The organism is Streptomyces sp. NPDC001822 (assembly GCF_042892135.1).
In the GTDB taxonomy this organism is placed as follows: Bacteria; Actinomycetota; Actinomycetes; order Streptomycetales; family Streptomycetaceae; genus Streptomyces.
Window position 1 is genome coordinate 96,047 of sequence record NZ_JBIATW010000011.1, and the last position, 26,292, is coordinate 122,338.

The 26,292-nt window shown below is 71.6% G+C and carries 23 protein-coding genes and 1 tRNA gene; 15 read left to right on the forward strand and 9 right to left on the reverse strand.

Annotated features, from left to right (window positions below):
- Positions 1 to 24: 24 nt before the first annotated feature.
- The 5 genes from ACFYY2_RS24315 to ACFYY2_RS24335 form a co-directional block, all read right to left on the reverse strand.
- A complete protein-coding gene (locus ACFYY2_RS24315; RefSeq protein WP_388746287.1) occupies positions 25 to 330 on the reverse strand; it encodes an RcpC/CpaB family pilus assembly protein in 306 nt (101 codons plus the stop codon).
- 613 nt (positions 331 to 943) lie between these two features.
- Positions 944 to 1,792, reverse strand: coding sequence for an S-methyl-5'-thioadenosine phosphorylase (locus tag ACFYY2_RS24320; RefSeq protein ID WP_388746289.1), 849 nt, complete (start codon positions 1,790 to 1,792; stop codon positions 944 to 946).
- A gap of 114 nt (positions 1,793 to 1,906) precedes the next feature.
- Positions 1,907 to 2,254, reverse strand: a complete 348-nt coding sequence (locus ACFYY2_RS24325; protein WP_388746291.1) for an FmdB family zinc ribbon protein — start codon at positions 2,252 to 2,254, stop codon at positions 1,907 to 1,909.
- Between the two features lie 66 nt (positions 2,255 to 2,320).
- Positions 2,321 to 3,601: an MFS transporter gene (locus ACFYY2_RS24330; RefSeq protein ID WP_388746293.1), complete on the reverse strand. Its 1,281-nt coding sequence runs from the start codon at positions 3,599 to 3,601 to the stop codon at positions 2,321 to 2,323.
- A gap of 403 nt (positions 3,602 to 4,004) precedes the next feature.
- The gene (locus tag ACFYY2_RS24335) at positions 4,005 to 5,591 is read right to left on the reverse strand and encodes a potassium/proton antiporter (RefSeq protein ID WP_388746592.1); all 1,587 of its coding nucleotides are present in this window, start codon (positions 5,589 to 5,591) and stop codon (positions 4,005 to 4,007) included.
- A 244-nt stretch (positions 5,592 to 5,835) separates the two neighbouring features.
- Between ACFYY2_RS24335 and ACFYY2_RS24340 the strand changes: the two genes are divergently transcribed.
- Positions 5,836 to 8,586, forward strand: coding sequence for a penicillin acylase family protein (locus ACFYY2_RS24340; protein WP_388746295.1), 2,751 nt, complete (start codon positions 5,836 to 5,838; stop codon positions 8,584 to 8,586).
- Here the strand turns inward: ACFYY2_RS24340 and ACFYY2_RS24345 are convergent.
- Complete coding sequence (locus tag ACFYY2_RS24345; RefSeq protein ID WP_388746297.1) at positions 8,583 to 9,164, reverse strand: 5-formyltetrahydrofolate cyclo-ligase; 582 nt, start codon at positions 9,162 to 9,164, stop codon at positions 8,583 to 8,585. The two genes, ACFYY2_RS24340 and ACFYY2_RS24345, sit on opposite strands and share 4 nt — an antisense overlap.
- Before the next feature lie 106 nt (positions 9,165 to 9,270).
- Here ACFYY2_RS24345 and galU point away from each other — a divergent pair, with 106 nt between their 5' ends.
- The 9 genes from galU to ACFYY2_RS24390 all read left to right on the forward strand — a co-directional run bounded on the left by galU (position 9,271) and on the right by ACFYY2_RS24390 (position 16,786).
- On the forward strand, positions 9,271 to 10,173 hold the full coding sequence (gene galU / locus ACFYY2_RS24350; RefSeq protein WP_388746299.1) for a UTP--glucose-1-phosphate uridylyltransferase GalU: 903 nt from the start codon (positions 9,271 to 9,273) through the stop codon (positions 10,171 to 10,173).
- Positions 10,174 to 10,177: 4 nt separating this feature from the next.
- Positions 10,178 to 11,488, forward strand: coding sequence for a gephyrin-like molybdotransferase Glp (gene glp, locus ACFYY2_RS24355; protein WP_388746301.1), 1,311 nt, complete (start codon positions 10,178 to 10,180; stop codon positions 11,486 to 11,488).
- A 124-nt stretch (positions 11,489 to 11,612) separates the two neighbouring features.
- Positions 11,613 to 12,113 (forward strand): cyclic pyranopterin monophosphate synthase MoaC, encoded by a 501-nt coding sequence (gene moaC / locus ACFYY2_RS24360; protein WP_388746303.1) that lies wholly within the window; start codon positions 11,613 to 11,615, stop codon positions 12,111 to 12,113.
- Positions 12,110 to 12,649, forward strand: a complete 540-nt coding sequence (locus tag ACFYY2_RS24365) for a molybdenum cofactor biosynthesis protein B (protein ID WP_388746305.1) — start codon at positions 12,110 to 12,112, stop codon at positions 12,647 to 12,649. The genes moaC and ACFYY2_RS24365 overlap by 4 nt, the downstream gene beginning before the upstream one ends.
- 17 nt (positions 12,650 to 12,666) lie before the next feature.
- Positions 12,667 to 13,299: a GNAT family N-acetyltransferase gene (locus ACFYY2_RS24370; RefSeq protein WP_388746307.1), complete on the forward strand. Its 633-nt coding sequence runs from the start codon at positions 12,667 to 12,669 to the stop codon at positions 13,297 to 13,299.
- Positions 13,300 to 13,466: 167 nt separating this feature from the next.
- On the forward strand, positions 13,467 to 14,552 hold the full coding sequence (gene glpR / locus ACFYY2_RS24375; protein ID WP_388746309.1) for a gephyrin-like molybdotransferase receptor GlpR: 1,086 nt from the start codon (positions 13,467 to 13,469) through the stop codon (positions 14,550 to 14,552).
- 85 nt (positions 14,553 to 14,637) lie between these two features.
- Positions 14,638 to 14,711: transfer RNA gene (locus ACFYY2_RS24380), tRNA-Ala, on the forward strand.
- Between the two features lie 187 nt (positions 14,712 to 14,898).
- Positions 14,899 to 15,816, forward strand: coding sequence for a DUF6891 domain-containing protein (locus tag ACFYY2_RS24385; protein WP_388746311.1), 918 nt, complete (start codon positions 14,899 to 14,901; stop codon positions 15,814 to 15,816).
- 175 nt (positions 15,817 to 15,991) lie between these two features.
- The gene (locus ACFYY2_RS24390) at positions 15,992 to 16,786 is read left to right on the forward strand and encodes an SAM-dependent methyltransferase (RefSeq protein ID WP_388746313.1); all 795 of its coding nucleotides are present in this window, start codon (positions 15,992 to 15,994) and stop codon (positions 16,784 to 16,786) included.
- Here the strand turns inward: ACFYY2_RS24390 and ACFYY2_RS24395 are convergent.
- A complete protein-coding gene (locus ACFYY2_RS24395) occupies positions 16,774 to 17,271 on the reverse strand; it encodes a GNAT family N-acetyltransferase (protein WP_388746315.1) in 498 nt (165 codons plus the stop codon). The two genes, ACFYY2_RS24390 and ACFYY2_RS24395, sit on opposite strands and share 13 nt — an antisense overlap.
- Before the next feature lie 49 nt (positions 17,272 to 17,320).
- Between ACFYY2_RS24395 and ACFYY2_RS24400 the strand changes: the two genes are divergently transcribed.
- Positions 17,321 to 18,136 carry an exodeoxyribonuclease III gene (locus ACFYY2_RS24400; RefSeq protein ID WP_388746317.1) on the forward strand — a complete coding sequence of 272 codons (816 nt, stop codon included), beginning with the start codon at positions 17,321 to 17,323 and terminating at the stop codon, positions 18,134 to 18,136.
- 37 nt (positions 18,137 to 18,173) lie between these two features.
- Here the strand turns inward: ACFYY2_RS24400 and ACFYY2_RS24405 are convergent, their stop codons facing one another.
- Positions 18,174 to 18,794 (reverse strand): MerR family transcriptional regulator, encoded by a 621-nt coding sequence (locus ACFYY2_RS24405; protein WP_388746594.1) that lies wholly within the window; start codon positions 18,792 to 18,794, stop codon positions 18,174 to 18,176.
- A gap of 169 nt (positions 18,795 to 18,963) precedes the next feature.
- Here ACFYY2_RS24405 and ACFYY2_RS24410 point away from each other — a divergent pair, with 169 nt between their 5' ends.
- From ACFYY2_RS24410 to ACFYY2_RS24425, 4 genes are all read left to right on the forward strand, one after another.
- Complete coding sequence (locus ACFYY2_RS24410; RefSeq protein WP_388746319.1) at positions 18,964 to 20,484, forward strand: flavin-containing monooxygenase; 1,521 nt, start codon at positions 18,964 to 18,966, stop codon at positions 20,482 to 20,484.
- Positions 20,481 to 21,443, forward strand: a complete 963-nt coding sequence (locus ACFYY2_RS24415; RefSeq protein WP_388746321.1) for an alpha/beta fold hydrolase — start codon at positions 20,481 to 20,483, stop codon at positions 21,441 to 21,443. Before ACFYY2_RS24410 ends, ACFYY2_RS24415 begins: the two co-directional genes overlap by 4 nt.
- Positions 21,440 to 22,321, forward strand: a complete 882-nt coding sequence (locus ACFYY2_RS24420; protein ID WP_388746323.1) for an SDR family oxidoreductase — start codon at positions 21,440 to 21,442, stop codon at positions 22,319 to 22,321. Before ACFYY2_RS24415 ends, ACFYY2_RS24420 begins: the two co-directional genes overlap by 4 nt.
- Positions 22,322 to 22,410: 89 nt before the next feature.
- Complete coding sequence (locus ACFYY2_RS24425; protein WP_388746325.1) at positions 22,411 to 22,623, forward strand: hypothetical protein; 213 nt, start codon at positions 22,411 to 22,413, stop codon at positions 22,621 to 22,623.
- A 189-nt stretch (positions 22,624 to 22,812) separates the two neighbouring features.
- Here ACFYY2_RS24425 and ACFYY2_RS24430 read toward each other — a convergent pair whose 3' ends face one another.
- Positions 22,813 to 26,262 (reverse strand): S41 family peptidase, encoded by a 3,450-nt coding sequence (locus ACFYY2_RS24430; protein ID WP_388746327.1) that lies wholly within the window; start codon positions 26,260 to 26,262, stop codon positions 22,813 to 22,815.
- Between the last annotated feature and the right edge of the window lie 30 nt (positions 26,263 to 26,292).

Sequence of the window (26,292 nt, forward strand, 5' to 3'; positions counted from 1 at the left end):
CCGTGAACCGGCGCGAAGCCGCCGCTATCCGGCATGGGTCACCGCCACCGCGAGCCGGCCCACGGCCCCCGCACCGGCCAGGTTCCTCGCGGTCTCCCGTCCCACGGACAGGACCACCAGGGCGCCGCCGTCCCCGGTCGGAACGGCCTCCGCCCCGTCGGCCGACGGCCACCCCCCACCCGTGCCGTGCGGGACCTGCGCCACGCGCGCGTCGCGGGCCACCACCTTCGCCTCCGCGTCCCCGCCGACGGCCGCGATGACGTCGACGTGGTCCCCCGGCCTCAGCAGTCCGACCGTCGCCGCGTCGGCGATCCGCACCGGAGCGGACACGAGTTGAACCGTCTGCCTGCGCACCGGTTCCCGCTGAGCAGCCCCGGCGGCTGCCGCCGTCCCCTTGTCCCCGCCCGGTTGCGACACGGCGAGGACGGCCGAAGCCAGCGCGAAACCCACCGCGAGCGCGCGGCGCCTGGCGCGCAGAGCCCGCCGGACGCGTCTCCTGCCGCCGCCGCGCAGGCGCAGGGGTGGGAAGGGCGGGATCCCGCAGGGGGCGGGAGGCGCGGGACGTGTATCGGGGACCGACGGGAACATGGCCAACACCACCTGGCGTGAGGGAAGTCCGCGCGCGACCCGTGAGCGAGCCCACGCGGACAACCGTGAGGGGAGCCCGGCGGTGTGCCCGCCCGACTCCCCTCACGATCCACCGTCGGTGGATTTCCCGCTCGACCCTGTGGACAGCCCACACGTTGTGGAAAACGCGGCCACCCGCACGGGTTGGCTCCGGTGCGTGTGGTTGCCATGTGGTTGCCACAAGCGCCTCGTAGCGCGGCGCCCTTACCGCGCCGGGCCCTTACCGCGCCGGACCCTTGCCGCGCCGGGCCCGCGAGCGCCGAGCCCCCTGGACCCCGCGAGCAAGCACCGCGCCCGTACCGCGCCGGGACCCGCGCTACGGCAGCTCGATGCCCGTGTCGAGCCCGTCCAGGGCGTGCACGCAGACGCAGTCGCGGTCCTCGGTCGCCGGGAGCGCCGCCACCGCGTCGAAGAGCACCGTCCGCAGCCGGTCCACGTTGGCCGCGAACACCTTCAGCACCTCCGCGTGGCTGACACCGTCACCGGCCTCCGCCCCCGCGTCGAGGTCCGTGACCAGCGTCGTCGTCGTGTAGCAGAGGCCCAGTTCGCGGGCGAGCACGGCTTCCGGATGGCCCGTCATACCGACGACCGACCAGCCCATCGCCGCGTGCCAGCGCGACTCGGCCCGGGTCGAGAAGCGGGGCCCCTCGACCACGACGAGGGTGCCGCCGTCCACCGGTTCCCAGTCGCGTCCGCGCGCCGCGGCGAGGGCCGCCTTGCGGCCTGCCGGGCAGTACGGGTCGGCGAACGCGAGGTGCACGACGTTCGACTGGACCCCGTCGGCGCGGGTCTCGCCGTCGTAGAAGGTCTGGACGCGGGTCTTGGTGCGGTCGACCAGCTGGTCCGGTACGAGCAGGGTGCCCGGTCCGTACTCCGGGACCAGGCCGCCGACGGCGCAGGGGCCGAGCACCTGGCGCACCCCTACGGAGCGCAGGGCCCAGAGATTGGCCCGGTAGTTGATGCGGTGCGGCGGCAGGTGGTGGCCGCGGCCGTGCCGCGGGAGGAACGCCACCCGGCGGCCCGCGATCTCGCCCAGGAAGAGGGAGTCGCTCGGCGCTCCGTACGGGGTGTCGACCCGGACCTCGGTCACGTTCTCCAGGAAGGAGTAGAGCCCCGAGCCGCCGATGACGCCGATGTCCGCTGTAGCCGTGTCTGCGTTGACCATGCGGTCACACTAACGGGGTACCGAGGACGGTCACACCAACGGTGTACGCACGACAGGGACCCCGCCGAGTCGACCGGCGGGGTCCCTGTGAAACGTGTGGTGTCGCGCGCGGTGTCAGGCCGCCGACGTACCGCTCGACGACGAGGCCGAGGAGGAAGCCGAGGACGCCGCTGTCGCGGCCGGCTTCGACTCCGAGCCGGACGTCGACGACGATCCGCTCGTCGAACCGGTCGAACCGGACGCCTTGGCCGGGGACGACGTGGACGGCGTGCTGCTCGACGAGGAGCCGCGGCTGTCGTTCCGGTAGAAACCGGAACCCTTGAACACGATGCCGACCGCCGAGAACACCTTCTTGAGGCGTCCTTCGCAGTTCGGGCACACGGTCAGGGCATCATCGGTGAACTTCTGCACCGCCTCGAGGCCTTCGCCGCATTGGGTGCACTGGTACTGATAGGTCGGCACTTGCTCCTCCTGGCACTCTCACTCAGTGAGTGCTAACGACGTTCCATACTGACGTATTCCGAGCGATCAGTCCACCGTGACCGGCTCGCGGTGACCGATCCCACGCGCCACCGTGAGTCCCGGGGACCGCGGGGCCAGCCGCGTCCGCAGGGCCAGCAGGGTCGCCAGGGCCAGTGCGGTACCGGCCAGCGGGACCAGGAAACCGGTGCTCGCGCCGTGGGCGTCGGCGAGCCGCCCGGCCACGGTGACGGCGGCCGCCTGGCCGAGCGCCACGGCACCCGTGAGCCAGGTGAACGCCTCGGTCCTGGCCGATGCCGGGACCAGGGCCTCGACCAGCGTGTAGCCGCTGATCAGGGCCGGGGCGATGCAGAGTCCGACGAGCAGTCCGAGTCCCGCCAGCAGCGGGGCCGAGTGCACGGCCCAGAGGCCGGACGCGGTCAGGGTCAGAGCGACGTAGCCGACGATCAGCCGGCGGCGGGGGCTGCTCTTCCAGGCGATCGCCCCGCAGGCGATGCCGGCCAGCATGTTGCCGGCCGCGAAGACCCCGTACAGCAGCCCGTTCACGCCCGGGCGGCCGATCTCCTCGGAGAAGGCCGTCAGGGAGACCTGCATGCCGCCGAAGACGGCTCCGATGCCGAGGAAACTGATCGCGAGGACGCGTACGCCGGGCACGGAGAGTGCCGAACGGTGCGGTTCCGTCGCCGTCGTGGTGTCCCTGGGCGTGGGCTGGGTGGCTCGCTGCGCGGCGAACAGGATGCCGCCGAACAGCGTCAGTGCCGCCTCCGCGACCAGTCCGGCCGCCGGGTGCACCCCGGTGCACAGTGCCGTCGCGAGGACGGGACCGATGACGAAGGTGAACTCGTCCGTCACGGACTCGAAGGCGGCGGCCGTCGCCATCAGGGGCGAGGCGGGACGCCCCGGGGCGGCGCCCAGCAGCGCGGCCCAGCGGGCCCGCACCATGGGCCCGACCTGCGGGATGGACGCCCCGGTGGGGACGGCGGCCAGGAACAGCGCCCACAGCGGTGCGTCCGCCAGGGCGAGTGCGGTGAGCGCGCCGACGGAGGCGGCGTGCACCACGACGCCCGGCAGGAGCACGACACGCTGGCCGAACCGGTCGGCCAGCCGGCCGCTCTGCGGTGCGAACACGGCCATCGAGACGCCGGAGACGGCGGCCACCGCGCCCGCACTGCCGTACGAGCCGGTGGTGTGCTGAACCAGGAGGACGATGCCGATGGTCAGCATCGCGAAGGGCTGCCGGGCGGCGAAGCCCGGGAGGAGGAAGGTCCACGCACGCGGGGTGCGCAGCAACTGCCCGTAACCGGGGCGGTCGGAGACCGTGGACGCCACGGTCCTTGCCTTTCTGCCGCCTGGTGGCCGTGCGCCCGGGGACGAGCCCCCGCACCTGGGTGCGAGGGCTCACGGGGGCTGCCGAGAGCTGTCCTCTTCGCGCGGGACTGCGGTAGATGCCGGGCGCTCGCTCCAGAGGCGAAGGCGCCACGACCGCCATACGGTCGCGCCAGCTCTGCGTCAGGCAGAGTTGGTCGATCAGTGTTGTCGATCAGGGTCGGTCGATCGAAGCCGGTCGACCGGATTCATGTCGCCCGGCTTCATTCGGCCGACAGGAGTGGGCCGACCGGAGCGGGTCGATCAAGTTCGAATCGTACGGATCACGAGATCCAGTCCTTCATCTTACAGGTTTCCCTGCCGGTGGACCTGTGATTGCGCCCGCATGTGCGGGGCCGGCCACCGGTCAGCGGTGGGTCCGCCGCCCGCCCGCCCGCTCACCGCGCCGGTCGTCACCGCTCATGCCGAGCCTCTTGGCCAGTCTCGCGATGTGCGGCAGGTCCCCCGGGCCACCGGTGCGGCGGTCGGCACCGCCCGTCCCCAGCCAGCCGGCCAGCTTGCCGCCCTCGCCCACCGCGCGCAGCCGGGCTTCCGTGGCGTCGCGCACCGGGTCGGTGGCGACCACGAGCAGTTCGTCCCCCCGGCGCAGCACGGTCGAGGGCGCGGGCACGAAGCTCTTCTCGTCCCGGACGACGAGGGTGACCGCCGCCCCGGCCGGCAGCCGGAGCTCCGCGACCTCCACGCCGTGCATCTTGGACTTGCCCGGCACCGCGACCGACAGCAGATGGCCGCGCAGCCGCTCCAGGGGAGCGGACTCGATGCCGAGGTCCGCGGTCTCGGAGGGGTCCTCGGCGATCTTCAGGGCCTTCGCCAGCCACGGGAGGGTCGGCCCCTGGATGAGCGTATAGACGATGACGAGCACGAAGACGATGTTGAAGACCCGCGTGCTGCCCTCGATCCCGGACACCATGGGAATGGTCGCCAGGATGATGGGAACGGCTCCGCGCAGCCCGGCCCAGGACATCAGCGCCTTCTCGCGCCGTGGCAGCCGGAAGGGTGCCAGGCTGATGAAGACGGACAGCGGCCTGGCCACCGCCGTCAGGACGAGTCCCACGACCACCGCGGGCCAGAAGTCGTCGATGAGGTCGTGCGGGGTGACCAGCAGGCCGAGCAGGACGAACATGCCGATCTGGGCGAGCCAGCCGAGCCCGTCCGCGAAGCCGCGGGTGGCCGGCCAGTGCGGGAGCTTGGAGTTGCCGAGGACCATCGCGGCCAGGTAGACGGCCAGGAACCCGCTGCCGTGGGCCATGGCGCCGGCCGCGTACGCGGTCACCGCGATGGCCATCACGGCGATCGGGTAGAGGCCGGAGGCGGGGAGCGCCACGTGGCGCAGCCCGAAGGAGCCGAGCCAGCCGACCGCGAGGCCGATGGCCGCGCCGATCGCCAACTCCAGGGCTATCTCGCCGACGAGCACGTACCAGTGCTCCACCGGGCCGGCGGTCGAGAACGCCACCACGAGGATGACCACGGGGGCGTCGTTGAAGCCGGATTCGGCCTCCAGGACACCGGTGATCCGTGCGGGGAGCGGGACCCTGCGCAGTACGGAGAAGACGGCCGCCGCGTCCGTGGAGGAGACGACGGCGCCGATGATCAGCGCCTGCCGCCAGTCGAGGCCGACGAGGTAGTGCGCCGCGCTCGCGGTGACGCCCACGCTGATGCCCACGCCGACCGTCGACAGCACGGCAGCGGCCGGCAGCGCGGGTTTCACTTCTTTCCACTTCGTGCCGAGACCGCCCTCGGCCAGGATGACGACCAGGGCGGCGTAGCCGATCACCTGGGTCAGCTCGGCGTTGTCGAACTTGACGTCGAAGATGCCGTCCTGGCCCATGGCGATACCGATGCCGAGGTACAGGAGCAGGCTGGGGAGCCCGCTGCGGGACGAGATGCGCACGGCCGCGACGGCGACCAGCAGCACGACCGAGCAGACGAGCAGAAGTTCATTGAGCGCGTGGACAGTCAGGGTCCGTTCCTTCCCTGCGTGCGCCTTCCGGATCGGCCTCCGGAGGCCACTACTTCGTTACCTTACCTAATCTTTAACGCTTTCTTGACGCCTTCGAGTGTCCGTGCGAAGCGGTGCGCAAATGGATGCATCCCCATACCGCGTCCGAGTGGCTTCTGCGGGGCGCCTATGGTTGCTCCAGCACGCCCAGGACCACCCTGCCCCTCGAAGGACAGCGATGCCCGCCAACACAACCGCGCCTCCCCAGCCTGTCGATACGAAGCCGGCCGGTGGGAAGAAGAAGGGGCGACGCGCCCGCCTGCTCGTGATCGTCCTGGTGCTGGCGCTCGTCGCGGGTGTCGGCTACGGCGCGTTCTGGTCCGTCTCCACGGTCCGTGCCTCGTACCCGCAGACCACCGGATCGATCGACCTCAAGGGCCTGTCCGGTGACGTCGACGTCAAGCGCGACGACTACGGGATCCCGCAGATCTACGCGGACACCGACAGCGACCTCTTCCGCGCCCAGGGCTTCGTCCAGGCCCAGGACCGGTTCTGGGAGATGGACGTACGCCGTCACATGACGTCGGGGCGGCTCTCCGAGATGTTCGGCTCCGGGCAGGTCGAGACCGACTCCTTCCTGCGCACGCTGGGCTGGCGCAAGGTCGCGCAGGAGGAGTACGACACGGTCCTGGACGAGGACACGAAGAAGAACCTCCAGGCCTACGCGGACGGGGTGAACGCGTACCTGGCGGGCAAGGACGGCAAGGACCTCTCCGTCGAGTACGCCGCGCTCGGGCTGACCAACGACTACAAGCCCACCGAGTGGACCCCGGTCGACTCGGTCGCGTGGCTGAAGGCGATGGCCTGGGACCTGCGCGGCAACATGCAGGACGAGATCGACCGCTCGCTGATGACCAGCAGGCTCAGCGAGAAGGAGATCGAGGACCTCTACCCGGACTACCCGTACAAGAAGAACAAGCCGATCGTCGACCAGGGCGCCATCGACCCGGTCACCGGGAAGTTCGACCCGGAGGCCGAGCCGTCGGACGGCATCGGGTCCCAGACCGTGCAGGGCGCGACCGAGGGTGTGACCACACAGCTCTCCGCGCTCTCCGACACCCTCGACGAGATCCCGGCACTGCTCGGACCGAACGGCAACGGCATCGGGTCGAACTCCTGGGTCGTCGCCGGGAAGTACACGACGACCGGGAACCCCCTGCTGGCCAACGACCCGCACCTGGCGCCGCAGCTGCCCTCGCTCTGGTACCAGATGGGGCTGCACTGCCGTCAGGTCTCGAAGACCTGCCAGTACGACACCGCCGGGTACACGTTCTCCGGGATGCCCGGTGTGATCATCGGCCACAACCAGGACATCGCCTGGGGCTTCACGAACCTCGGCGCCGACGTCACGGACCTCTTCCTGGAGAAGGTCTCCGCCGACGGCTACCAGTACGACGGCAAGACCAAGCCCTTCGAGACCCGCGAGGAGACCATCAAGGTCGCCGGCGGCAAGAGCCGGAAGATCACCGTCCGCGAGACCAACAACGGTCCGCTCCTCTCCGACCGCAGCAACGAGCTGAAGAAGGTCGGCAAGAAGGCCCCCGTCGGCAACTCCGCTCCCGACCGCGGTGACGGCTACGCGGTCGCGCTGAAGTGGACGGCGCTGGAACCCGGCCACTCCATGGACGCGGTCTTCGAGCTCAACCGGGCCAAGGACTTCACCGGCTTCCGCAAGGCGGCGGAGCACTTCGAGGTGCCGTCGCAGAACCTCATCTACGCGGACACCAAGGGCCACATCGGCTACCAGGCGCCCGGCAGGATCCCGGTCCGCCTCAAGGGCGACGGCACGCACCCCAGCCCCGGCTGGACGTCGGACTACGGCTGGGAGAAGGACCCCATCCCCTTCGACGAGCTGCCCTACGAGTACGACCCGGAGCGCGGCTACATCGTCACCGCCAACCAGGCCGTCATCGACGAGGACAAGTACCCCCACTTGCTCACCAAGGACTGGGGCTACGGGGCGCGCAGCCAGCGGATCAACGACCTGATCGCCGACAAGATCAAGACCGGCGAGAAGATCTCCACCGACGACATGCAGCAGCTGCAGATGGACAACCACAGCGCCATCGCCGCGGAGCTCGTGCCGAAGCTGCTGAAGATCGGGATCTCCGACGAGAGCGTCCGCGAGACGCAGAAGCTGCTGGAGGGCTGGGACTACACCCAGGAGTCGGACTCGGCGGCGGCCGCGTACTTCAACGGCGTCTGGCGCAACATCCTCAAGCTGGCCTTCGGCAACAAGCTGCCCAAGGAGATGCGGGCCAAGGGCGACTGCATCTACGTCGAGCCCGTCGCGGGCTCCGGACCGGTCGACGACGAGGGCAAGCTCGTACGGGAATGCGGTCAGCGCGCTCCGGACGCGGCGCAGCCGGACGGCGGCGACCGCTGGTACGAGGTCGTCGAGAACATCCTGGACGACCAGGACAACGACTGGTGGAAGGTCCCGGCCAAGGGGCGCGAGCAGGCGATCGACAACCGCGACGAGCTCTTCGCCCGTGCCATGAAGGACGCCCGCTGGGAGCTGACCGCCAAGCTCGGCAAGGACGTCAGCACCTGGAGCTGGGGCCGGCTGCACCAGCTGACGCTGCGCAACCAGACCCTCGGCAAGGAGGGCCCCGGCCTTCTGCAGCGGGCCCTCAACCGCGGTCCCTGGGACCTCGGTGGCGGCGAGGCCGCCGTCAACGCCTCCGGCTGGAACGCGGCGGGCGGCTACGGCGTCATCTGGGTGCCGTCGATGCGGATGGTCGTCAACGTGGGGGACTGGGACAAGTCCCGCTGGATCAACCTGACCGGTGCGTCCGGCCACGCCTTCAGCTCCCACTACACCGACCAGACGGACAAGTGGGCCGACGGGGACCTGCTCGACTGGTCCTACACGAAGGACGGTGTGGACGGCTCGACCGTCGACACCCTGACGCTCAGGAAGTCCTAGCGCGCGAAGCGCCGCGCTCCGGCCGGCGTGACCACGGCGTCCACGGGGTGGTCGTGCGGTTCCTCCGGGACCCGCGCGACCACCTCGTCGTCGTAGAGGAGGACCACCAGGGCGGGATGCGCCCCGGCGGCCGACAGCCTGGCCAGTACCCGGTCGTAGCTGCCCCCGCCGCGGCCCAGCCGCATCCCGCGCCCGTCGACGGCGAGTCCGGGCAGCAGGACCGCCTCGGCTTCCAGGACCGCCCCGGGGCCGAGGCGCGGGCCGCTCGGCTCCAGCAGCCCCCGGCCGGCTGGGACGAGGCGGTCCGTGCCCTCGAAGAGGCCCCAGTCCAGGTCGTTGTCCGCCATGAGAACCGGGAGCAGGACGCGTACACCGCGGGCGCGCAGCATGTCCAGGAGGACGCGGGTGCCGGGCTCCCGCCCGACGGAGACGTAGGCCGCCACGGTCCGTGCTCCGGCGAGTCCGGGAAGAACCAGGGCGGTCGAGGCGAGAACCGAAGCGGCGTTTTCCACGTCTTCGGAAGTCAGCAGCCTGCGCGCGGCGAGCAGTTCACGTCGTAGACGTGTCTTTCGTGACATGTCAGGTTTCAACGGGTACTCACATAGCTCGTTCATATGTATATATGAGGGCAAAGTTAACCGGGTGCTCATCTTCCACCCATTCGCACCGGTTAAAGTGCTTGGTATGACTCAGTCGCACCCCAGGATCAGCAAAGCTGTCATTCCAGCTGCAGGTCTCGGCACCCGGTTCCTGCCGGCCACCAAGGCCACTCCCAAGGAGATGCTGCCTGTCGTCGACAAGCCGGCGATCCAGTATGTCGTCGAGGAGGCGGTGGCCGCGGGGCTCTCCGACGTGCTGATGATCACCGGCCGCAACAAGCGTCCCCTTGAGGACCACTTCGACCGGAACTACGAGCTGGAGTCGGCACTGACCCGCAAGGGTGACGCCGAACGGCTCTCCCGGGTACAGGAGTCCAGCGACCTGGCGACCATGCACTACGTGCGCCAGGGCGACCCCCGCGGACTCGGCCACGCCGTGCTCTGCGCCGCGCCGCACGTCGGCGACCAGCCGTTCGCCGTCCTCCTCGGTGACGACCTCATCGACCCGCGCGACCCCCTGCTCGCGCGCATGGTGGAGGTGCAGGAGCGCGAGGGCGGCAGCGTCGTGGCGCTCATGGAGGTCGAGCCGTCGCAGATCCACATGTACGGCTGCGCGGCCACCGAGGGCACCACCGACGGCGACGTCGTGCGTGTCACGGGTCTGGTCGAGAAGCCCGATCCGGCCGAGGCGCCCAGCAACCTCGCCGTCATCGGCCGCTATGTCCTGGACCCGGCGATCTTCGGCATACTGCGCCACACCGAGCCGGGCCGCGGCGGCGAGATCCAGCTCACCGACGCGCTCCAGCTGCTGGCCGAGGACGAGAAGGTCGGCGGCCCCGTGCACGGCGTCGTCTTCAAGGGCCGCCGTTATGACACCGGCGACCGCGGCGACTATCTGCGTGCCATTGTGAGACTCGCGTGCGAACGTGAGGACCTGGGCCCGGACTTCCGGACCTGGCTGCGGAGTTACGTCGACGAGGAGTTGTAACAGCTTGAGCAGCACGATCTGGTCGGTGGACGAGCACCTGGACGACATTCTCGCCGCGGTGAGGCCGCTCGAACCCATCGAGCTGCAACTGCCCGAGGCCCAGGGCTGTGTCCTGGTCGAGGACGTCGTGGTGGAGGTGGCCCTGCCTCCCTTCGACAACAGCTCGATGGACGGATACGCCGTCCGGATCTCCGACGTCGAGGGTGCCAGTGAGGAGTTCCCCGCCGTCCTCACGGTCATCGGTGACGTCGCCGCGGGCGACGGAGGCCTTGCCGACGGCCGGTCCGTCGGCCCCGGTGAGGCCGCCCGCATCATGACCGGCGCCCCGCTGCCTGCCGGTGCCGAAGCGGTCGTCCCGGTGGAGTGGACCGACGGCGGCACCGGCGGCGGCCCGGCCGAGACCATGCGCGCCCACAGCGACGCACCCGAGGGTGCCGGCGGAGAGGTTCGGATCCACCGGCCCGTCAAGCCGCGGGCCCACGTCCGGGCCAAGGGCAGCGACGTGCGGCCCGGGGACCTGGCGCTGCGCGCGGGTTCGGTCGTCGGGCCGCCGCAGATCGGACTGCTCGCCGCGATCGGCCGCTCGACGGTGCGCGTGCGGCCCCGCCCGCGGGTCGTCGTGCTCTCCACCGGCAGCGAACTGGCACAGCCGGGCGAGGAGCTGACCGGCGGCCGTATCTACGACTCCAACAGCTTCGCGCTGACGGCGGCGGCCCGGGAGGCGGGCGCCATCGCCTATCGCGTCCCGGCGGTCGCCGACGACGCGGAGACGCTGCGGGCCACGATCGAGGACCAGCTGATCCGCGCCGACATCGTCGTCACCACGGGGGGCGTGAGCGTCGGCGCGTACGACGTGGTCAAGGAGGCGCTGTCCTCGGTGGGCGACGAGGACGAGGCCGGCGGCGGCATCGACTTCCGCAAGCTCGCCATGCAGCCGGGCAAGCCCCAGGGATTCGGCTCGATCGGCCCCGACCACACGCCGCTGCTGGCACTGCCCGGCAACCCGGTCTCCTCGTACGTCTCCTTCGAACTGTTCGTCCGCCCGGCGATCCTGACGCTGATGGGGCTGAAGGACGTGCACCGGCCGAAGGTCCGGGCCGTGCTCAGCGCCGACGGACCGCTCTCCTCGCCGGCCGGCAAGCGGCAGTTCCTGCGTGGGACCTACGACGCCCAGGCGGGCACCGTCACTCCGGTCGGAGGGGCCGGATCGCATCTGATCGCGGCCCTGGCGCAGGCGGACGCGCTGATCGTGCTGCCCGAGGACGTCACCTCCGCCGAGCCCGGCGCGGAGGCCGAGGTCATCCTCCTCCGCTGACGTCGTCGCGGTGGCGGTACGGTATCTGGCGCTGTGCCTTACCGGGGAAACCCCCGGACGCCCGCCCCGCGTCCCCGACGCGGGCCGGGCGGGCAACCGGCGCCCTACCGCTAGGCGGAGTGAGTTGAGTACGCAGAACAGCCTGACGCACATCGACGAGGCGGGCGCGGCCCGCATGGTCGACGTATCGGAGAAGGACGTGACCGCACGCGTCGCCCGTGCGAGCGGCCGGGTCCTCGTGTCGCCCCGTGTCGTCGAACTCCTCAGGGGCGAGGGCGTCCCCAAGGGTGACGCGCTCGCCACCGCTCGGATCGCCGGGATCATGGGCGCGAAGCGCACGCCCGACCTGATCCCGCTGTGCCACCCGCTCGCGGTCTCCGGTGTCAAGGTCGACCTCTCGGTCGCCGACGACGCGGTGGAGATCGCGGCCACCGTGAAGACGACGGACCGTACGGGCGTCGAGATGGAGGCCCTGACCGCCGTGTCGGTCGCCGCGCTCACCGTGATCGACATGATCAAGGCGGTCGACAAGAGCGCGGTGATCACGGACATCAGGGTCGAGGCGAAGTCGGGCGGCAAGTCCGGGGACTACCGGCGCCCCGCAGCGGAGGGGACGGACGCATGACGGCGCCCGGCAGCCCGGCGGACATCGGCGGAGCCCTGACCGCGCCGTACGCCGCGCTCGTCGTGACCGCCTCCAACCGCGCGTCCGCCGGCGTCTACGCCGACAAGGGCGGCCCTCTCGTCGCCGAGGGGCTCGCCGGTATGGGATTCGCCGTCGACGGTCCGCAGGTCGTACCCGACGGCGACCCCGTCGAGGCGGCCCTCCGCGCGGGCGTGGCCGCCGGCTACGACGTGATCGTGACGACCGGCGGGACCGGCATCTCGCCCACGGACCTCACCCCCGAGGCCACCCGCGCGGTCATCGGCCGGGAGGTCCCCGGCATCGCCGAGGCCATCCGCGCCGAGGGCCGGGACAAGGTGCCGACCGCCGCGCTGTCCCGGGGTCTCGCGGGCATCGCGGACGGCACCCTGATCGTGAACCTGCCAGGCTCCACCGGGGGCGTCCGCGACGGGATCGCCGTCCTGGGCAGGCTTCTGGTGCACGCCGTCGACCAACTGCGCGGCGGCGATCACCCCCGACCCGGGAGCCCGAGCTGAACGTCCGGACCTGGCCGGTGATCCTGACCGACGGCGCCGTCACCCTCCGCCCGATAAAGCTGCGCGACCAGAGCATCTGGCGCGAGGTGAACCGGCGCAACCGCGACTGGCTGCGCCCCTGGGAGGCGACCGTCCCGCCGCCGGCCCCCGGCGGCCCGGTGGCGCAGCGCCCCACCTACCGTCAGATGATCCGCCACCTGCGCGCCGAGGCGAACGCCGGCCGGATGCTGCCCTTCGCGATCGAGTACGAGGGCCGCCTCGTGGGGCAGTTGACGGTGGCGGGCATCACCTGGGGCTCGATGTGCTCGGGCCATGTCGGCTACTGGGTGGACCGGAGCGTGGCGGGACGCGGTGTCATGCCCACCGCGGTGGCGCTCGCCGTCGACCACTGCTTCCGCACGGTCGGACTGCACCGCATCGAGGTGTGCATTCGGCCCGAGAACACCCCCAGCAGACGGGTCGTGGAGAAACTCGGATTCCGCTCGGAAGGACTGCGGCCGCGCTATCTCCACATCGACGGTGCGTGGCGGGACCACCTGATCTTCGCCCTCACCGCGGAGGAGGTGCCCGACGGCCTGCTGCGGCGTTGGCGCAGGGTGCGGGCGGGCGCACCGCAACCGCCCGGGGACACGCCGCACGCACCCGGTTAAATAAAATAAGTGTTCGAATTTGATCGCTGACTGACGACAATCGACCCGACTTGCGTCGACTGTCGCTCCGAAGAATCGCAAAAAAAGTCCGTCATATGAGCCTGATCGTGCGACACACCGGGCCAATTGGCGGATGCTGTCGCGCAAACCCCTCTACGGTGTGAGATGTGAGCAGCAGCGGCCTCATCTACGCAGTCATCGTCGGGGCATGGGCCGCCTACTTGGTACCGATGTGGCTCCGCAGGCAGGACGAGCTCAACGAGGCGCGTCCCACGGAGCGCTTCAGCACCGCCATCCGGCTGCTGTCCGGACGCGCGGCCATGGAGCGCCGTTACGCCAAGGAGCTGCGGGAACGCGGGGCCGAGGAGGCGCCTGGCGACGTGGACCCGGATGCCGTCACGGACCGTATGGAGTCCGTCGACGTCCGGGCTTTTTCCGCGCCCCCGGCACATACGGAAGCCCGGTTGCGCGACCCGGCGCCCGAACGCACCGAGCAGGACCGGCCACCGGCGCAGGTCCGGCGACGGCGCCCCTCCGGTGCGGAATCGGAGCGGGAGCGGCGTCAGCGCTCCCAGGTCCTCGCGCGCCGACGGCGCACGACCACCATGCTCTTCATGGCCTTCACGCTCGGCGCGGTCGTCGCCGCCGTGGGCGGGCTCCGCTTCCTGTGGGCGCCCGCCGTGCCGGCCGTGCTGCTGAGCACGTACATCGTGCATCTGCGGGCCCAGGAGCGACGGCGGTTCGTCTTCACCATGGACCGTCGCCGTGCCGAGGTCGCCGCGCAACGGCTCCGCGAGAACCGCCCCCGCAGGCACCAGCCCGCGGCGTCGGCTCCCGCCGAGCCGGACGAGGAGCCCGAAGCGTCCGCCCCCGCTCCCACCGTCTCCCCGCAGGAGGCGGGCCGCCGCGCCCTCGTTGAGCAGACGGACCACGCCGAGTGGGTCGACCAGCAGCGCGAGCGCGGTCCGGCCCAGGGTGACAGCTGGGAGCCCGTGCCGGTCCCGCTGCCCACCTACGTCACCGCCCCCGTCGCCCCGCGCGCCACGGGCGGGGTGGAGGTCGGCGACCCGGAGACCTGGAGCGCCGCCCGCTCCAGCCCGGCCGAGCCCAGCCGCCCGGACACCGCGGAGCCCGACGCCGAGGCGCGCCCGCGCCGCCGTCCCGGCCAGCCCCGCCGCGCGAGGGACCGGGGCCGGACACCGCTCTTCGACCAGTACGACGACGGAGACCGGCCCCGCGCGGCCAACGAGTGACGCCTCGGGCATCCGGCTCGGTGACCTGCCGGGATACGGATTTCCGAGCACCCCTTCCGGGGTGCTAGAGTTTCACTCGTTGCAAGGGCCTGTGGCGCAGTCTGGTAGCGCACCTCGTTCGCATCGAGGGGGTCTGGGGTTCAAATCCCCACAGGTCCACCGCAGCTCAGAGCCCCTGCCAGGGAAACCCGGCAGGGGCTCTTTGGCGTGGTTCTGAAGTGAGCTTCTCAAGGCAAATGCGGCTCCTGCCCGTGGTGTTGCGCGCGGTCCGGGTCTCCAGAGGGCTTCCTGAGCGTGTGCGGCGTCCGTGAGGGCCGCTGTCAGAGGCGTGTGCCAGAGTCTGCGCATGCTTGAGACCGTGGTGAAGACGGAGCAGGGGGAGCGGCACGTCCGCGTGTCCGAAGGGGAGCTGGCCGGGCTGGTCCGGCGTCTGGGCGGTGACGAGGACCACTTCCTGGTGCTCCAGCGGATACCCGACCTGCCGGACGTCTTCGCCCAGGTCTGGCACGAGGCCGGGGGCGACTACACGCTGGAGCACCGCGCCGGTGCCGCCGACCGGCACTTCCAGGCGCTGGTGGACAGTCCCGAGGCCGTGATCGCGACGCTCACCGGCTGGGCCCGTCAGGAGGTCGGCTGGGACGCCGGCCCGGCCTGGTCACCGCTGGATATGGGCCCCATCCGCGAGGTGCCGCCCCTCGACCTCGGTGGGGACGAGGGTGAAGTGCTGGAGAAGCGCGTACGCGAGGTGCTGCTCGCCGGATACGCCTCCCGTGCCGAGCTGGCCGAAATCGCCGAGGACTACCTGGTCACCGAGGACCGCCGGCCCGTCTCGCGTGAGCAGGCGGCGGCGCTGGCCGACCGGATGTGGCTGGAGCGCGTGGCGGAGCAGGCCGCGTGGCAGGGCGAGACCCACCCCGAGCGGCTCACCCGCGCGTTCGCCGCCCTCCAGGAGGCCGGTATCACCGCCCGCGAGCACTTCACCTGCTGCCGCTCCTGCGGACAGTCCGAGATCGGCGCGGAAGCCGGGCCCGAGACGCGCGGCTTCGTCTACTTCCACACCCAGTGCACGGATTCCGCCGTAGCGGGCCAGGGCCTGACGCTTCTCTACGGTGGCTTCGACGAGTCGTCCGAGACCACCGCAGCCGTCGGCCGTGAGGTCGTCGCCGCCCTCGGAGCGGCCGGCCTCACCGCCGAGTGGGACGGCGACCCGGGCCGGGCCGTGACCGTCACTCCTCTGGACTGGCGCCGCCGCCTGGTCGGTTAGGGACCGCAGGGGAGCGGGTGCGGGTCGCGGCCTGGCGGAGGTGCGGCTTCCGTCGGGGCGACCAGCCGGTAACCTGGGCCGTCCTCGCTCACCCGCCCCTGTGGTCACCGCTGTTGAGGGTCGCGCAGGCCAGGTGCGGGGTGCCTGTTCGTGGTTCCTTACGGAGGAGCGTCCTGTGACAGCCGACATACCCGGCTCCCGCATCGACACCGGCAAGCCTCATCCGGCGCGCGTCTACGACTGGTTGCTGGGCGGCAAGGACAACTACCCGGTCGATCAGGAGGTCGCGGAGAAGCTGCCCGCCGAGGCCCGGGCGAACGCGGGGCGGAACCGGGCCTTCATGCACCGGGCGTCCGCCTGGCTGGCGGGCCGGGGCGTCGACCAGTTCCTGGACATCGGCACGGGCATCCCCACCGCGCCGAACCTCCACCAGATCGTCCAGGCCGTCACGCCGGGGTCCCGTGTGGTCTACGCGGACAACGACCCCATCGTCCTGCGCCACGCCGAGGCGCTCCTGGTGAGCAGTCCCGAGGGTGCGACGGACTACATGCACGCGGACGTGCGCGAGCCCGAGGCCATCCTCGAACGCGCGGCGAAGTTCCTGGACTTCGGGCGGCCGGTCGCGCTGTCGCTGATCGCGCTGATGCACTTCCTGCCGGACGACCACGATCCGTACGGCATCACCCGCACGCTGACGGGTGCGCTGGCGCCGGGGAGTTTCCTGGTCCTCTCGCACGGCACCGCCGATCAGCACCCGGAGCTGAAGCGGGAGACCGAGTCCGCGTACCGGAAGGGTGCCATCGCGCTCAGGATGCGTACGCGTGAGGAGGTCGAGCCGTTCTTCGAGGGGCTGGACCTCGTGGAGCCCGGCCTGGTCACGGCGCCCGAGTGGTACCGGGAGGGACCCGCGCCGGAGTACGAGCGGAGCGGGTTCTACGTGGGTGTGGCGCAGGTGCCTCAGGCGGTCTGAGCGGGGCCGGTGAGGGGCTTGCTCATGCAGACGCTGGTGTCGTACGTGCGGTAGTGGCCGAACTTGGCGCAGGGCGTGTAGCCACTCGACGTGTACAGCGCGATCGCCTCGGGCTGCCGGTTGCCGGTCTCCAGGACCATGCGCGTGCGGCCGGCGGCCCGTGCGTCGGCCTCCAGCGCGGCGAGGATGCGGCGGGCCAGCCCCCGGCCGCGTCCCTCGGGGATCACGAACATCCGCTTGATCTCGGCGTCGCCGTCGGAGTAGCCCTCGGGGTTCCGGTCCTGGCTTCGCCAGCCGCCGGTGGCCACGGGGCGGCTCTCTTCGTCGTAGGCGAGCAGGTACAGCCCGCGGGGCGGGTCGAACATGGCGGCTTCGAGGGGTGTGACGTCGCCCCCGTCGCCGTAGCGCGCGGCGTATTCGAGCTGCACCTGGTCGTTGAGCTTGACGGCGTCCGGGTGGTCGTACGGCCGAGGCTGGATAAACATGCGAGTCATAGTACAGCTATGCGCGAGGAGATGTAGGTACTGTATCCGGATGCTGACTGTTACCTCCGTGAATGTCAACGGGCTCCGTGCCGCCGCCAAGAAGGGCTTCGTCGAGTGGCTGGCGCAGACCGAGGCCGATGTGGTCTGCCTCCAGGAAGTCAGGGCGGAGGCGCAGCAGCTCCCCGAAGAGGTGCGTGAGCCGGAGGGCTGGCACGTCGTGCACGTGCCGGCCGCCGCCAAGGGGCGCGCGGGCGTCTCGGTGCTGACGCGGCACGCGCCCGAGCGTGTGCAGACCGGCTTCGGCGGATTCGGTGTGCCGGGCGCCGAGGAGTTCGACGCGAGCGGACGCTATGTGGAGGTGGACCTCCCGGGCGTGACGGTCGCGAGTCTGTACCTGCCGTCCGGTGAGGTCGGCACGGAGAAGCAGGAGGAGAAGGAGCGCTTCATGGCCGCCTTCCTGCCCTACCTGCAGGGGCTCCGGGGGCGTGCGGCCGCCGAGGGGCGCGAGGTGGTCGTGTGCGGCGACTGGAACATCGCCCACCGGGAGGCCGACCTCAAGAACTGGAAGGCCAACAGGAAGAGCTCCGGCTTCCTCCCCGAGGAGCGGGAGTGGCTGACCCGGGTGTTCGACGAGGCGGGGTACGTGGACGTGGTCCGCGCCCAGCACCCGGACGAGGAGGGCCCCTACTCGTGGTGGTCCTACCGCGGCCGGGCCTTCGACAACGACGCGGGCTGGCGGATCGACTACCAGGTGGCGACCCCGGGGCTCGCCGGGCGAGCGGTCAAGGCCTGGGTGGAGCGCGCCGCCACGCACGGCGAGCGGTGGAGCGACCACGCGCCGGTGACCGTCACGTACGAGCGGTAGGGATCGGCGGGCGCCGCCGGGGCCCGCCCGCCGCTGCTCAGCCGTCGTCGCGCAGGCGGCGGTCCAGGGCCATCGAGAGCTCGGCGTCCACCACCGCCTGGGCCAGGGTGCGCAGCTGGTCCGGCTCGGAGTGCGCGGTGTGGGTGCGCAGCACGCGTACGAACAGGTCGGCCAGGGCGTCGGCGTGCTCGCGGACCCGGCGGCCCGAGGAGAGCACGGCGGAGAGCGGGACCCCGGCCCGGACGAGTTCCGCCGAGGCGTCCAGCAGGCGGCGGCTGATGTGGACGATCTCGTCGCCGTCGGTGGCCAGATAGCCCAGCTCCAGGGCCCCGGCGAGGTTCTCCGCCGTGGCCTGGTCCATGAAGTAGTCGGCGAGTTGCTCGGGGGTGAGCCTGACCGGGGTCTCCTCGGTCGGTTCGCCCAGGCCCAGCACCTCGGCGACGTCCTTGCCGCTGTCGAAGGTGGCGGCCAGGTCGGCGATGCCGTTGAGGGTGTGGCCGCGTTCCAGCAGGCCGGTGATCGTGCGGAGCCGGGCCAGGTGGTGGTCGTCGTACCAGGCGATACGGCCCTCGCGCCGGGGCGGCTGGATCAGGCCGCGCTCCCGGTAGAAGCGCAGGGTGCGCACGGTGATGCCGGCCTCCCGGGCCAGCTCCTCCATGCGGTACTCGCGGTGCTCGCGTCCTTCAGCCACACCCGCACCCTATGTTGTACCGCCGGTAACTTTCCTTGCCCCGCCCCCTACCCATCAGTACGCGGCTGCTCTACCCTCCCAACAATGCCAGTGATTGCTGGCAGAGTCGTGTCACGTACCGCGGGGAGGCGGCAGCATGGCCCAGCACGAGCACGTACGAGTGGCGGTGATCGGATCCGGATTCGGGGGCCTCGGGGCCGCGGTCCGGCTCCGCCGCGAGGGCGTCACCGACTTCCTGGTCCTCGAACGGGCCGGCTCCGTCGGCGGTACGTGGCGCGACAACAGCTACCCGGGTTGTGCCTGCGACGTACCCTCCCACCTGTACTCCTTCTCCTTCGCGCCCAATCCCGACTGGCCGCGCACCTTCTCCGGGCAGGAGCACATCCGCGCCTACCTGGAGCACGTGGCCGACACCTTCGGGCTGCGCCCGCACATCAGGCTCAACCGTGAAGTCACGGTCATGCGCTGGGACAACGACGAACTGCACTGGACGATCGAGAGCGCCGACGGCTCCACCGTCACCGCCGACGTCGTCGTCTCCGCCACCGGCCCGCTCTCCGACCCGAAGCTGCCGGACATCCCCGGGCTCGCGGACTTCCCGGGGAGGGTCTTCCACTCGGCGCGGTGGGACCACGACTACGACCTGAGCGGCAAACGCGTCGCCGTGATCGGCACCGGTGCCTCGGCCATCCAGATCGTCCCGGAGATCCAGCCCCGGGTGGGCCGGCTCACCCTCTTCCAGCGGACCCCGCCCTGGGTCATGCCGCGCATGGACCGCGCCATCAGCGGGCCCGAGAAGTGGCTGCACCGCGCGCTCCCCTTCACAGGCACCGCCCGCCGCGGACTGCTCTGGGGCATCCGGGAGCTGCAGGTGGGCGCCTTCACGAAGCACCCGGACCAGCTGGGCCTCGTCGAGTCGATAGCCAAGGCCAACATGGCGCGGGCGATCAAGGACCCCGCCCTCCGGGCCAAGCTGACCCCGTCGTACCGCATCGGCTGCAAGCGCATCCTGCTCTCCAGCGCCTACTACCCGGCGCTCGCGCAGCCCAACGTCGACATCGTCGCCTCCGGACTCACCGAGGTGCGCGGCTCCACCGTGGTCGCCGCGGACGGCACCGAGGCCGAGGCCGACGTGATCATCCTCGGCACCGGCTTCCACGTGACGGACATGCCGATCGCCGAGCGCGTCGTCGGCGCCGACGGCATCACGCTCACCGAGGCGTGGAAGGACGGGATGCAGGCACTGCGGGGCGCGACCGCCGCCGGCTTCCCCAACTGGATGACGATCATCGGCCCCAACACGGGCCTCGGGAACTCCTCCATGATCCTCATGATCGAGTCCCAGCTGAACTACATGGCCGACTACCTGCGCCAGCTCGACGTCCTGGGCGGGCGCGCGGCCCTCGACGCGCGCCCCTCCGCCGTCGGGGCGTGGAACCGCCGGGTCCAGGACCGGATGAAGCGCACCGTCTGGAACACCGGCGGCTGCACCAGCTGGTACCTGGACTCCACCGGCCGCAACACCACGGTCTGGCCGGGGACCACGGCCGAATTCCGCCGGGCCACACGCTCGGTGGACCTCGGGGAGTACGAGGTCGTCCGCACACCACTCACCCACTCCACGGCGCGGGCCGTGACCGAGGAGGCAGCACGATGAGCGGTACGACGACGAGGACGACGGCGCGGGCGGAGGCCCCGCCCGTGCCCGTGCGCGAACTGACCGTCGTCTCGGCCGACGGCGCGCGCGTCAACGTCGAGCTGCACGGCCCCGACGGCGCACCCGCCGTCGTCCTGGCGCACGGCTGGACCTGCAACACCCGCTTCTGGGACGCGCAGGTGCGCGACCTGTCGGTGGACCACCGCGTCGTCGTCTACGACCAGCGGGGGCACGGCCGTACGCCCGAGCCGGGGGCCGGCGGCTACAGCACGCACGCGCTGGCCGACGACCTGGAGGCGGTGCTGCGGGCCACGCTCGCCCCCGGGCAGAAGGCCGTGCTCGGCGGCCACTCCATGGGCGGGATGACGCTGATGGCGGCCGGTGGCCGGCGGGCCGTCCGGGAGCACGGAGCGGCCGTTCTGCTGTGCAGTACCGGGAGCTCGCGGCTGACCGCCGAGTCGCTGGTGCTGCCGATGCGGGCGGGAGCGCTGCGCACCCGGATCACCGCCGCGGTCCTCGGTGCGCGCGCTCCGCTCGGACCGGTCACGGCCGTATCGAAGGCGATCCTCAAGTACGCCACGATGGGGCGCGGTTCGGCCCCGGAACGCGTGGATGCCTGTGCCAGGATCGTGCATGCGTGTCCGCGTGCTGTGCGGGTCGCCTGGGGTCACGTGCTCGCGGAGCTCGACCTCGACGCCGGGGTGCGGGAGTTGCTGCTGCCGACCGCGGTGATCGCGGGCGCCGACGACCGGCTGACGCCGCCGGTGCACGCGCGGGCCATCGAAGTGTCCCTGCCGCACAGCCTCGGGCTCACGGTGCTGACGGGCATGGGGCACATGACGCCGATGGAGGCGCCCGAGGTGGTCACGGCGAAGCTGCGCGAGCTCGTGGCCACGTACGTCACTGTGGAAGGTGCGGGCAGCACGGCGGCAGCCGTGAGCGAGGAGGAGGTCGCATGAGCGGCAGGCGGAGTCTCGAAGGACAGGTCGTCGTCGTCACGGGCGCGGCACGGGGGGTGGGCGAGCTGCTGGCCCGCAAACTCTCGGCGCGGGGTGCCACGCTGGCACTGGTCGGCCTGGAGCCCGACGAGCTGAAGAAGGTCTCGGAGCGGCTGCACTCGGAGAGCGGCCACTGGTTCGCGGACGTCACCGACCACGTGGCGATGAGCCAGGTCGCCGCGGAGGTCCAGGAGCGCTTCGGCAAGGTCGACATCGTCGTCGCCAACGCCGGTGTCGCCACCGGCGGGCCGCTCGTCGACTCGGACCCGGAGGCGTGGCGCCGGGTGGTGGAGGTCAACCTCATAGGGGGTGCGGTGACGGCGCGGGCTTTCCTGCCCGTGCTCATGGAGAGCCGCGGATACTTCCTGCAGATAGCGTCACTGGCCGCGATCACCCCGGCGCCGATGATGAGCGCGTACTGCGCGTCCAAGTCGGGTGTGGAGGCGTTCGCCCACTGTCTGCGCGGCGAGGTCGGTCACCGGGGCGTGAAGGTCGGCGTCGGCTACCTGTCGTGGACCGACACGGACATGGTGCGCGGCGCCGACGAGGACGACGTCATGCGGGAGTTGAGGCAGCGGCTGCCGTGGCCCACGAACCGCACGTATCCGCTGGGACCCGCCGTCGACCGGATCGTCGCCGGGATCGAGCGGCGCTCCGCGCACGTGTACGCCCAGTGGTGGCTGCGCGGGATGCAGTCGGTCCGCGGCTACCTCCCGACGCTCATAGGGACCGTCGGACAGCGCGAGATGAAGCGGTTCGGGCCCCGGCTCGACGGTGTGGGCAAGGGGCTCGTCGGGGCCGGCGGAGAGGCCGATCAGCGGGCCCGAGTCCGGCGATGATGATCGAAATGCGATGAATGTCCGGGTGTGTAAGTCTGAGCGAGGCCCCACCGGGGTCAACCCCACGCACCCACATAGGAGTGAACAGCATGGGCATCGCAGACCAGTTCAAGGACAAGGCCCAGGAGCTCGCCGACCAGGCCAAGCAGCAGAAGGCCGGCGGCGGCAAGCGTGACGAGGCGCGCGAGCGCTCGTCCAACGCCCCGGGCCGCGCCGCGGACCAGGCGCAGGGCCGTCGGCCCGGCGACCGGAACCGGGCGCAGGATGCGGCGGACCGGACGCGTGAGCGTTCTGAGCGCTGACGGCCGACGCCGCTGAGCGTCTGCGGTTGGTCGGGGTGCACCCGGGTTCCGGGTGCACCCCTTCTCGTGCGTCGCGTCCGTTTCTGTGGGGGTTCTCGTGCGTCCGCCCGGTCAGAAGGCCGGGGGCGTCCTGTGCTCCGGAGGCCGGGGCGGCCTGCGGGAGTCCCGCCGGCCGCCCCGGCCTCCGCATCACCTCGGGGGGAGCGGCGGGCGGCGCAGGTCCGGGACGGATCCGTAGGTGGGCGGTGTGGCCGCCGGGTGGGCGGCCAGCAGGTCCAGGGCCACCCTGACCGCGTCGTCCAGCACGGCGTGCCGGCCCTCGGCCCAGTCCAGCGGGGTGCGCAGGGCCTCCAGGTCGGGCTCGACGCCGTAGTTCTCGACGGACCAGCCGTACGTGTCGAACCAGGCCGCGTTCATGGGCACGGTGATCACCGTGCCGTCGCCGAGCCGGTGGCGGCCGGTCATGCCGACCACGCCGCCCCAGGTGCGCTGACCGACCACCGGTCCCAGCTTCAGCAGGCGGAACGCGGCCGTGATCATGTCCCCGTCGGAGGACGTCGCCTCGTCGGCGAGGGCCACGACCGGGCCCCGGGGGGCGTTGGACGCGTACGACACCGCCTGGGCGTTGCGGGTCAGGTCCCAGCCGAGGATGGTGCGGGTGAGCTTCTCCAGGACCAGCTCGCTGATGTTGCCGCCCGCGTTGCCCCGCACGTCCACGATCAGTGCGGGACGCGAGACCTCCAGCCGCAGGTCCCGGTTGAACTGGGCCCAGCCCGATCCGCCCAGGTCGGGGATGTGCAGGTATCCGCACTTGCCGTGGCTCAGGTCCCGTACGACCTCTCGCCGCTTGGCCACCCAGTCCTGGTAGCGCAGGGGGCGTTCGTCGACGAGGGGGACGACCGCGATGCGGCGGGGCCGGCCGCCGCACTCGCCGGCCGGCGGGCGGAACGTCAGCTCCACGGTGGTGCCGCCCGCCGCCGTCAGCAGCGGGTACGGGCCGGCCACCGGGTCGACCGGCCTGCCGTCGACGTGGGTGAGGACGAAGCCCTCCCGGATGCCCGTACCGGCGAGCGGTGAACGCGCCTTGGAGTCGGAGGAGTCGCCGGGCAGGATCCGCAGCACGGTCCAGTCGCCGTCCCGGCAGCCGAGGTTGGCGCCCAGCAGGCCGATCGCCCGCTGGTAGTGCGGGGGGCCCTCGTTGCGGCGTGCGGGCGAGACGTAGGCGTGCGAGGTGCCCAGCTCGCCCAGGACCTCGCGCAGCAGGTCGGCGAACTCGTCGGGGGAGGAGACCCGTTCGACCAGCGGGCGGTACTGGTCCAGCACGCCGTCCCAGTCGATGCCGCACATGTCCGGTTCCCAGAAGTAGGCCCGGGTGAGCCGCCCGGCCTCGCCGTAGGCCTGGCGCCACTCCGCCGCCGGGTCGACCTCGTGCAGGATGCGGCGCAGGTCGATGAAGACCGTCGAGTCGTTGTCCCCGGGCTCGTTGGACGGCACGGCCCGCAGCTCGCCGTCGTCCATGACGACCAGCCGAGAGGCGTCACCACTGATCGCGAACCAGTCGAGGTGGCCCACGAGTTCGGTCCTGCGGGCCTTGGCGATGTTGAAGTGCTCCAGCGTCGGGCGGCCCGACATGTCGGACGGGTTGGCGAAGGTCTCGCCCAGGGCGCCGGAGATCGGCCAGCGCAGCCAGACGAGACCGCCGCCGCTCACGGGCTCCAGCGCGGAGTACTTCGAGGCCGCCACGGGGAACGGGGTCACCCGGTTCTCCAGGCCCTCGAACTCCACGGTGACCGTCGGCCCCTCGACCGCGCCCTCGGGGATGTCCACCGGGTCCAGGCCGCCCGCCGCGGGCCGGCCGTCGGGCAGCAGCGCGAAGGGGGACGGGGTGGCCGAGGAGAGCGGGACCAGATAGGGCCGGCAGCCCAGGGGGAAGGAGAGGTCGCCGGTGTGGACGTCGTACACCGGGTCGAATCCGCGCCACGAGAGGAAGGCGAGGTACCGGCCGTCACCGGTGAAGACCGGGTTCTCGTCCTCGAAACGGCCGTTGGTGACGTCCACGATCACCGGGGCCCCGGGGCCGGTGATCCGCGCCAGCTTGATCTGCCGGAGCGAGCGGCCGACGCCGGGGTGCGACCAGGTCAGCCAGTTGCCGTCGGGGGAGAACGCCAGGTCGCGCACCGGCCCGTTGACGGAGCGGATGAGCTCGGTGAGGTCTCCCTCGACCTCTTCGGCCGCCCCGCGCTCCGCCACTTCCTCGTCCTCTTCGGCCGCCCCGCCTTCTTCGGGCGTCCCGGCCTCCACGGCGTCCCCGGCCATCGCGATCCTCTCGGTTCCGTCGGCCGGCCGCAGGCGGGGGCGGTCCTCCGGCTCGGCCGGGTCCAGGGAGTCGTCCGCAGTGTCCAGAAGGAGGAGTCTGCCGTCGTTCGAGGCGACGGCCAGCCGCTCGCCGTCCGGGTCGGAGACGATCTCCAGGACCCTCCCCAGGCGCCCGGCGGCGAGCCGTCGGGGCGGACGGTCGCCGCTGGCCCGGGGGAGCGAGGCGATCTCGACGGCGTCGTCGCCGTCGGCGTCCGTCACGTAGGCGACCTGGCCGCTGCTGCCGAGCATCTCGGGCAGCCGGGCGCGTACCCCCGGGGTGTCGGTGATGGTGCGGGCCGGGCCGTCGCGGTGGGTGAGCCAGTACAGGCTGCCGCGCACGGAGACGGCGCTCGCCCGGCCCGTCTCGTCCACGGACAGCGCGTCGACGTGGGCGGCAGCGGGCACCTGGTAGGGGCGCCGCCCGGTCCGCGGCCCGCCGAGCCTGACCTCCAGCCTGCGCGGTCTCGCGTCCGGCGATTCCAGGTCGTCGACCAGCCACAGATCACCCGCGCACTGGTAGACGACCCGGCGGCCGTCGCTGGAGGCGTGCCGGGCGTAGAAGGCGTCGTGGTCGGTGTGACGGCGCAGGTCCGTGCCGTCCATCAGACAGGAGTACAGGTTGCCGACGCCCTCGTGGTCGGACAGGAAGGCGATGCGGCGCCCGACGAACATGGGCGCGTCGAGGTGTCCGCCGATGTCGGGCAGCAGCCTCTCCCCGTGCAGCCACAGGCGGCCCGTCGCCCCGCCGCGGTAGCGCTTCCAGGCCGCCGGCTCGTGCGGGGGCTTGCCGGTGAGCAGCAGGGTGCGCCGCTCTCCGTCGACGTCGGCGACCGCGATGTCGGACACCGGCCCCCACGGGAGTTTGCCGCCGGGGCTGCCGTCGGTGGGGACGCTGTAGGCCCACGAGAAGTAGGAGAACGGCTGGCCGTGCGAGGACACCGCGAGGATCTGGCAGGAGTCGTCGCCGCGGTCGGGGCTCCAGCCGCAGACACGGGCGTCGGTCGAGCCCCAGTAGGTGAGTCTGCGGGCGGGCCCGCCGTCGACGGGTACGACATGGATCTCCGGATCGAGCGTGCGCCAGGTCGTGTAGGCGATCCGGCTGCCGTCGGGGGAGAAGCGGGGATGACTGACCCTCGTCCGGTCGACGGTCAGCCGCCACGCCCGGCCCGGTCTCCGCCCCTCCGGGGCCAGAGGGGCGACCCAGAGGTCGTCCTCCGCCGCGAAGCAGAGCAAGTCCTCGTGGAGGTGCGGGAAGCGGAGATACGCGGCGTCGTCACTCACCCTCCAATGCTTTCCGCGCGAGTGGCCCGC

Excerpts from the sequence above, each read along its gene's own strand:
- ACFYY2_RS24405 (WP_388746594.1), bottom strand. The coding sequence starts at position 18,794 with ATGGAGGAGCTGGCCCGGGAGGCCGGCATCACCGTGCGCACCCTGCGC.
- ACFYY2_RS24420 (WP_388746323.1), top strand. The coding sequence starts at position 21,440 with ATGAGCGGCAGGCGGAGTCTCGAAGGACAGGTCGTCGTCGTCACGGGC.
- galU (WP_388746299.1), top strand. The coding sequence starts at position 9,271 with ATGACTCAGTCGCACCCCAGGATCAGCAAAGCTGTCATTCCAGCTGCA.
- ACFYY2_RS24400 (WP_388746317.1), top strand. The coding sequence starts at position 17,321 with ATGCTGACTGTTACCTCCGTGAATGTCAACGGGCTCCGTGCCGCCGCC.
- ACFYY2_RS24365 (WP_388746305.1), top strand. The coding sequence starts at position 12,110 with ATGACGGCGCCCGGCAGCCCGGCGGACATCGGCGGAGCCCTGACCGCG.
- ACFYY2_RS24320 (WP_388746289.1), bottom strand. The coding sequence starts at position 1,792 with ATGGTCAACGCAGACACGGCTACAGCGGACATCGGCGTCATCGGCGGC.
- ACFYY2_RS24340 (WP_388746295.1), top strand. The coding sequence starts at position 5,836 with ATGCCCGCCAACACAACCGCGCCTCCCCAGCCTGTCGATACGAAGCCG.
- ACFYY2_RS24425 (WP_388746325.1), top strand. The coding sequence starts at position 22,411 with ATGGGCATCGCAGACCAGTTCAAGGACAAGGCCCAGGAGCTCGCCGAC.
- ACFYY2_RS24410 (WP_388746319.1), top strand. The coding sequence starts at position 18,964 with ATGGCCCAGCACGAGCACGTACGAGTGGCGGTGATCGGATCCGGATTC.
- ACFYY2_RS24385 (WP_388746311.1), top strand. The coding sequence starts at position 14,899 with ATGCTTGAGACCGTGGTGAAGACGGAGCAGGGGGAGCGGCACGTCCGC.
- ACFYY2_RS24345 (WP_388746297.1), bottom strand. The coding sequence starts at position 9,164 with ATGTCACGAAAGACACGTCTACGACGTGAACTGCTCGCCGCGCGCAGG.
- ACFYY2_RS24415 (WP_388746321.1), top strand. The coding sequence starts at position 20,481 with ATGAGCGGTACGACGACGAGGACGACGGCGCGGGCGGAGGCCCCGCCC.
- ACFYY2_RS24395 (WP_388746315.1), bottom strand. The coding sequence starts at position 17,271 with ATGTTTATCCAGCCTCGGCCGTACGACCACCCGGACGCCGTCAAGCTC.